This is a genomic window from Tunicatimonas sp., from assembly GCF_049647865.1.
GTDB lineage: Bacteria > Bacteroidota > Bacteroidia > Cytophagales > Cyclobacteriaceae > Tunicatimonas.
In genome coordinates this window covers 1-6,166 of the sequence record NZ_JBARYM010000146.1, presented here as the reverse complement: position 1 = coordinate 6,166, position 6,166 = coordinate 1, and the positions used below count along the sequence as shown (strand labels likewise).

Here is a 6,166-nt window from a genome sequence, read left to right as displayed (position 1 = left end):
GCTCAGGAGATTACGCTGACCACTGTTACTAGTTTGTTTAAGTTTACCGGCTCACTATTTTTCATTTCTACGCATCTGCTGCATTTAGAAAACCAAATTGATAATAGTAAAAATCACATCAAGCGGTGTTATATCGAGTGCCAACTGGAAGAAGGAATTCCACACTTTACGTATCGCTTGTTAGAAGGCTGGTCTACCATTAAAATCGGCAAAATACTATTTGAGGCCGAAGGCTTGAATAAGTTACTGAGATAGGTGCCAAAGGAATATTTTACTCACCGAACTTCTTTAAATAAAAGTGGTTTTAAAATGATGGTTAGGTAAAAAAGAGGGGTTACAAAATTTCGGAGGAACATTATCGCTCGGTTACACAACTCATATAGCATATAGCCTTGTTTCATCTCTTACTCGCTGCTCAATTCCAAATTTCCCAGCTTACCTTATTAGCCGTAGGTAATTTTTGTATCTTGGCATTCTAATTATTGCTGCATGGATTCGCTTCATTTTTATAAGTACCAAGGGGCCGGAAATGACTTTGTGATTTTTGATAATCGGGACCGAGTGTTTCCGAGCGAAGATACTGCACTTATCTCTCGCTTGTGCGACCGTCGGTTTGGAGTAGGCGGAGACGGAATCATTCTACTGAATCAGCACGCTACTTACGACTATGAAATGGTCTACCATAACGCCGATGGCTCGGTAGCCATGTGTGGCAATGGTGCTCGCTGTGCCGTACATTTGGCAAATTACCTGGGTATTATCAAAGCTGAAACTACCTTTCAGGCCCACGATGGTGTACATACGGCTAAAATAGAAGGCGAGCAGGTTACCATGAACTTATCGGATGTTTCTCAGATAGATTCGTACGACGATGGGTACTTTCTAGATACCGGAACCCGCCACTTTGTCAGGGTTTTGCCCGAAGAGCAGTTACTGTCAGACTACGATGTGATTACCGAAGGAAAAAAGCTTCGCTACGATGATCGCTTTATGCCGGAAGGTACTAACGCTAACTTCGCCCAATCAGTAGACGATCGGGTTCAGATGCGAATCTACGAGCGAGGGGTAGAAAATGAAACACTATCGTCGGGTACAGGCATTACGGCAGTCGCACTAGCGTTGGCTCACGCAGATAATCTGGCGAGTCCTATTACGGTGCAGGCCAAGGGAGGACGAATAACGATTGCGTTTGAGCGCGAGGAAAGCGGAGGCTTTACGCAAGTCTTTATGACAGGCCCTGCCGTTATGGTGTTCGAGGGCACTGTTTTTGTCTAAATGAGGTTTATTATTAGTCCACGGTTAATAGTCCACAGTCCGCAGAGATTGACTTTCTTTGCTGAGAATTTATACTCGAGTCGTTTATCTCTTGTAGACTGTCGTCCGGGGACTAAATGCTAAAAGAATTTTAACTAAAGAATATTTAGCTCATGATTGATGCGCTTACGAAAGGATTAGCTAAACTGTTCGGGTCTAAATCAGATCGGGATATTAAAACTATTATGCCACTAGTAGAGCAAACGAACCAGGAGTTTGCCCAACTGGCATCCATTAGCGACGATGAACTACGGGCCAAATCGGAAGAACTACGTCAGCATATCAACGAAGGCCTAGCCGATATTGATAAGGAGATTGGCGAACTCAACCAGCGAGTGCAGGATACGCCCGATATGGATATGCAGGAGAAAGAAGATGTCTTCGCAAGGGTTGATCAACTGGAGGAAGACAGAAATGAACGTTTGGAAGAGATACTAATGGAGGTGCTACCGCTGGCGTTTGCGGTAGTGAAAGAAACCGCCCGCCGCCTCAAGGAGAACAAGAAATTAGTAGTAACCGCTACGCTCTACGACAAGCAGTTAGCTGCTCAGTACCCCAATATTGTTATTGAAGGCGAGCAGGCTACTTGGGACCATCAGTGGGATGCCGCCGGAACACCCATTGTTTGGGACATGATGCACTACGATGTGCAGCTCATTGGTGGCATTGTACTGCACCAGGGTAAAATTGCTGAGATGGCAACCGGAGAAGGTAAAACCCTAGTAGCTACCTTACCCGCTTTCTTAAATGCGCTGGCCAAGCGAGGCGTACATATTGTAACGGTAAATGATTATCTGGCTAAGCGTGATGCTGAGTGGATGGCTCCGCTTTTCCGCTTCCACCAGCTATCGGTAGACTGTATCGATCGTCATCAGCCTAATTCGGATGAACGGCGCGCTGCCTACGCTTGCGATATTACGTACGGTACCAATAACGAGTTCGGCTTTGACTATCTCCGCGACAATATGGCGCGCGATCCGGAAGACATGGTACAACCTGGCCACCATTTTGCAATGGTGGATGAAGTAGACTCGGTACTTGTTGATGAGGCCCGAACGCCCCTGATTATCTCCGGCCCAATTCCGAAGGGGGATGAGCACGAATTCTATGAGTTTAAACCGCGGGTGGGCAAACTCTACGAGATGCAGAAAAAGATTGTTAACGAATTTCTGCAAGATGCCAAGAAGAAAATTAAGGAAGGTAATACGCAGGAAGGTGGTGTCTCTCTATTTCGGGCCTACCGGGGGCTGCCCAAGCATAAACCGGTTATTCGCTACCTGAGTGAAACCGGAGTACGGCAAGTCTTACAGAAAACCGAGAACTTCTATTTGCAGGATAACCAAAAGGCCATGCCGGAAGCGGATGAGCCGCTATTCTTCACTATAGAAGAGAAAACGAATAATATCAACCTGACTGAGAAAGGGTTGGAACAGATCACCAAACAGGGAGAAGATCCGCAGTTCTTTATCATGCCGGACATCGGCACTGAAATTGATCAGCTCGAGAAGGATGAATCTATGCCTGATGAGGAGAAGGTGGAAAAGAAAGATGAGCTTATTAAAGAATATTCAGTCAAATCGCAGCGCATTCATACGGTAAACCAACTGCTGAAGGCGTACGCCATGTTTGAGCTGGATCAGGAATACATCATCGCCGACGGCAAAGTAAAAATTGTTGATGAGCAAACCGGTCGAGTGATGGATGGTCGCCGTTACTCCGATGGATTGCACCAAGCGATTGAAGCGAAAGAAAACGTAAAGGTAGAGGAAGCCACTCAAACCTACGCGACAATCACGTTGCAAAACTACTTCCGGATGTACCACAAGCTGGCCGGTATGACCGGTACGGCTGAAACGGAAGCCGGAGAGTTTATGGACATCTACAAGCTAGATGTGGTGGTTATCCCAACCAATAAACCCATTGTTCGGGATGACCGGCAAGATAAAGTCTTTAAAACGGTTCGAGAGAAATTTAACGCAGTAGGCGATGAGATTAAAGAAATGACTGAAAAGGGTCGCCCGGTGCTAGTAGGTACTACTTCGGTAGAAATCTCGGAAATCTTGAGCCGAATGCTGAAGATGAAAGGAATTGATCATCAAGTGCTTAACGCCAAGCAGCACCAACGCGAAGCCGAGGTGATTACTAATGCCGGAAAGCCGGGTACGGTAACTATTGCCACCAATATGGCGGGTCGGGGTACTGACATTAAACTTGCCCCCGAGTCTAAAGAAGCCGGTGGACTGGCAATTGTAGGTACCGAAAGGCACGAATCGCGGCGGGTAGACCGACAGTTACGTGGGCGTTCCGGTCGGCAGGGTGATCCGGGTTCTTCCCAATTCTTCGTCTCGCTAGAAGATAATCTAATGCGCTTGTTCGGCTCCGACCGAATTGCCAAACTGATGGACCGGATGGGACTGGAAGAGGGCGAAGTAATTCAACACTCGATGGTGACCAGCTCTATTGAGCGAGCCCAGAGCAAGGTGGAGCAAAACAACTTTGCTATCCGTAAGCGATTGCTAGAGTACGACAACGTAATGAACCAGCAGCGCGAAGTGATTTACAAACGTCGTCGCCACGCGCTGTTCGGAGAACGCCTTCAGTTGGATATTATGAATATGCTCTACGATACCTGCGAAGATATTGTGATGAGCACCAAAGGTGTGGGTAATTACGAAAGTTATAAACTCACCGTACTCGGTACGCTAGGCATCGATCACCCCATTGATCAGGATCACTTCACGAGTGTGAACGAAGCCAACCTTGCCGATGAACTGTATAATTTTGCTTACGAGAATTACCAGCGTAAGAACAAACAATTAGCTCAACGGGCCTTCCCAGTAATCAAAAATGTATACGACACCAAAGGAGCTACGGTAGAAAATATTCTGGTACCGTTCACCGATGGAAAAATGCAGCTTACCGTATCGGCTAACTTAAAGAAGAGTATAGAAACCGAATGTGAAGATCTGGTTCAATCAATGGAGAAGTCTATTGTGTTAGCCTTGATTGATCAAAACTGGAAGGAGCACCTACGAGAAATGGATGACCTAAAGCAATCGGTGCAAAATGCTGTATACGAGCAGAAAGATCCGCTCATCATCTATAAGTTTGAAGGATTTGAACTCTTTAAGCAGTTTTTAGCGAAGGTAAATGAAGAAACAATCTCCTTCCTAATGAAAGCCAATCTTCCAGTTCAGCAACCCGACGAAGTACAAGAAGCTCGTCGACCTGTTCGGCGACCAGAGCAAGGAGTAAAAGCTTCGAAGGAAGAATCCGGCTCTATATTAGGCCAACAATCCGGTGGCCGGCAATCCGGTGGCCGTCAACCAGCCGCTAACCGTCCCCCGGCCGAACCGGTGAAACCAGCCAAGACTCAGAAGATTGCGGGGCGAAATCAGCGAGTGAATGTACAATATAGTGACGGAAGGGTCGTAAAAGATGTAAAATTTAAAAATGTCGAAGACGATATTCGCAATAACCTTTGCGTTATCGTAGAGAATGATTAATTGCCATTTGTCTACACTATTATCGTATAAGCAACATAGCCGTATTGTTGTCTTATTGCTGTCAATAGTTTTGCTACAGTGCACTCCTATTCAGCAGTCAGACCGGTTTGTGCCCGATGGGCTGATCGCTGGAGAGATGGGTTCTTTTCATGGATATACCATGTATTCCTTTCTGTTTCAGGAGCGGCAGTGCCGGGTGGTTGTTCCTAATAAAGCTGCTGAGGGTAACCCTTGGCTGTGGCGGGCCCGCTTTTTCGGTCATCATCCGGAAGTAGATCTGGCTTTGCTGGAACGAGGCTTTTACGTGGCGTATATTGATGTGGCTGACCTTTATGGTAGCCCGGCGGCAGTACAACTCTGGAACGAATTTTACGAATTGCTTAACTCCCGCTATCTGTTTGCTAACAAAGTAGCCTTGGAAGGAATGAGTCGGGGTGGTTTATCAGTGTTTAACTGGGCAGCCGAAAATGCGGAGAAGGTCGCTTGCATTTACGTAGATGCTCCGGTTTGCGATATAAAAAGTTGGCCGGGCGGATTAGCCGACGGTATGGGTAGCAAAGAAGATTGGCAAAAGTGTTTGGCAGCCTATAATTTTACTGAAGAAGAGGCCAAAGAGTACAACCAAAACCCGATTAATAAAGTAGAGCCGCTGGTTGAAAAAGAAATTCCACTACTGGTGGTTTCAGGCGATGATGACCAAGTGGTGCCCTATTCGGAGAACGCCCAGATTATGGTAGAACAGTACGAAAAATTGGGCGGCAAAGTTAAAGCGATCATTAAAAAAGGGGAGGGGCATGTGCATGGGTTGCCTAACCCTCGGCCAATTATTCAGTTCATTCTCAAGCATACGCGGGAGCACCTCCCTTCATAAAACCAATGGCTAACTATTCCAATCAACATCGTTCCTCGAGTACTCGCCGTGCTTTATTCATTACTATGCTGGTAGTAGCAGGAATTATCCTACTACTGATGTACTGTAAAGATCAGAAGCAGGAAGTTACAGTACCAGAAATTGCTGACTTCAATTACTTTCCCGCTATCCATAATGGCTATTTGATTCAGCATCAGCACTACGCGCTGTCTTACGTAGAAGAACATGAGCAAGCCGAGTGGGTAGCTTACGAACTTACTGAAGCCGAAGTGCGATCTAACGTTGCCGACCGTACTGATGATTTCCGAGAAGATCCTTTGGTAGTTACGGGATCAGCCTCCTTAGGCGACTACCGACGCTCCGGCTACGACCGGGGACACCTAGCCCCCGCGGGAGATATGGGTTTTTCGGAAGAAGCGATGAGCGAAAGCTTTTTCATGTCAAATATGAGTCCGCAGAACCGTAAGTTTAACCG

The 6,166-nt window shown here is 46.5% G+C and carries 5 protein-coding genes; all 5 read left to right on the top strand.

Annotation, left to right across the window (positions count from 1 at the left end; all coding sequences use genetic code 11):
- The coding region (locus tag WBA23_RS04590; RefSeq protein WP_424581071.1) for a hypothetical protein at positions 1 to 255 on the top strand (255 nt) is incomplete at its 5' end.
- Between the two features lie 234 nt (positions 256 to 489).
- A complete protein-coding gene (gene dapF / locus WBA23_RS04585; protein ID WP_424581069.1) occupies positions 490 to 1,275 on the top strand; it encodes a diaminopimelate epimerase in 786 nt (261 codons plus the stop codon).
- A gap of 152 nt (positions 1,276 to 1,427) precedes the next feature.
- Positions 1,428 to 4,820: a preprotein translocase subunit SecA gene (secA, locus tag WBA23_RS04580; RefSeq protein ID WP_424581068.1), complete on the top strand. Its 3,393-nt coding sequence runs from the start codon at positions 1,428 to 1,430 to the stop codon at positions 4,818 to 4,820.
- A gap of 70 nt (positions 4,821 to 4,890) precedes the next feature.
- Positions 4,891 to 5,691 (top strand): alpha/beta hydrolase family protein, encoded by an 801-nt coding sequence (locus WBA23_RS04575; protein WP_424581067.1) that lies wholly within the window; start codon positions 4,891 to 4,893, stop codon positions 5,689 to 5,691.
- A 5-nt stretch (positions 5,692 to 5,696) separates the two neighbouring features.
- Positions 5,697 to 6,166 (top strand): DNA/RNA non-specific endonuclease (locus tag WBA23_RS04570; protein WP_424581066.1); only part of this gene is annotated, 470 nt, incomplete at its 3' end.